This is a genomic window from Actinosynnema sp. NPDC059797 (assembly GCF_042732085.1).
In the GTDB taxonomy this organism is placed as follows: domain Bacteria; phylum Actinomycetota; class Actinomycetes; order Mycobacteriales; family Pseudonocardiaceae; genus Actinosynnema.
In genome coordinates, this window is the sequence record NZ_JBHWIE010000754.1 from 1 (window position 1) to 1,258 (window position 1,258).

A 1,258-nucleotide genomic window follows, 5' to 3' on the forward strand; every position below is an offset into this window, starting at 1 on the left:
GCTGCGGCGACTACCCGGCCGCCGCCCGCGACCATGACCGCGCCGCCGCCCTGGCCGGCGCGCCCGACGCGCGGGCCCGCCACCTGGTCGCCGCCGCCACCGACCACTGGGCGCACGGCGCGCCCCGCCGGGCCCGCGCCGCGCTGCGCACCGCCGTCCGCCTCACCGACGCCGCCGACCTGCGCGCCCGCGCCGAACTGCTGCGCGGCGGCCTCGACCTGGGCCACGGCCTGCCGGACGTGGCCGCCCGCCGCCTGCTGCACGCGGCCGGCGAGCTGGTCGGCACGCACCGCGCGCTCGCCATCACCGCGCTGGGCTTCGCCGGCGAGGCGGCCAGCATCGCCAGCGACCACCGCCGGTACGCCGAGACGGCCGCGTTCGCCAACCGCCTCCGCCTGCCCGACGAGCCGGACGACACGCGCGTCACCCTCGACCACCTCACCGGCATGGCCGCCACGTTCGCCGGCCGCCACCAGGAGGCCCTGCCCGCCCTGCGCTCGGTGGTGGAGCTGGCCGAGCGCCTGCCGCACCCGCAGGCCAAGATCTGGGGCGGCCAGGCCGCCTACACCCTCGGCGACGCCACCAAGGCGCACGAGCTGGCGACCAGCGCGGTCACCGCCGCGCACGAGCACGGCCTGACCGGGCTCGTGCCGTGGGCGCTGGTCTACCGGGCGCTGTCGGCGCTGCTGCTCGACCAGCACTCGATCGCGCTGTCGGCGGCCTACGAGGGCGTGCACGCGGCCACCTCCATGGGCCAGCACAACGCCGTGGTGGACCACCTGACGATCCTCGCGCTGCTCGCCGCCCTGCGCGGCGACACCGAGACCGCCGTGCACCGCATCGACGCCGCCGCCGAGCAGATCGCCCAGCGCGGCCTCGGCCGGTCCGGCGCGTTCGGCGCGTGGGCGTTCGCCTGCGTCGACCTCGCCCTGGACCGCCCGGCCGACGCGCTGGACCGGCTGCGCCTGATGGCGCCCGGCGGTGGCGGCGTGCACGCGGGCATCAAGGTGCTGGCCGCGCCGCACGTGGTGGAGGCCGCGGTCGGCTGCGGCAGGCCCGCCGCGGGCGACCGGGCGCTGCGCCGCTACGAGAAATGGGTCGGCGCCACGGGCTGCGCCGCCCGGCTGGCGCTGTCGCACCGCTGCCGCGGCATGCTGTCCGACGGCTCCCGGGCCGACGAGCACTTCCGCGAGGCCATCCGGCTGCACCGGGTCAGCGGCACCGCCATGGAGCTGGCCAAGACCGAGCTGTTCTACGG

The 1,258-nt window shown here is 78.5% G+C and carries 1 pseudogene; it reads left to right on the forward strand.

Going from position 1 to position 1,258, the window contains the following annotated elements:
- Window positions 1–1,258, forward strand: a pseudogene (locus tag ACFV4N_RS43925) (helix-turn-helix transcriptional regulator); the annotation flags it as partial.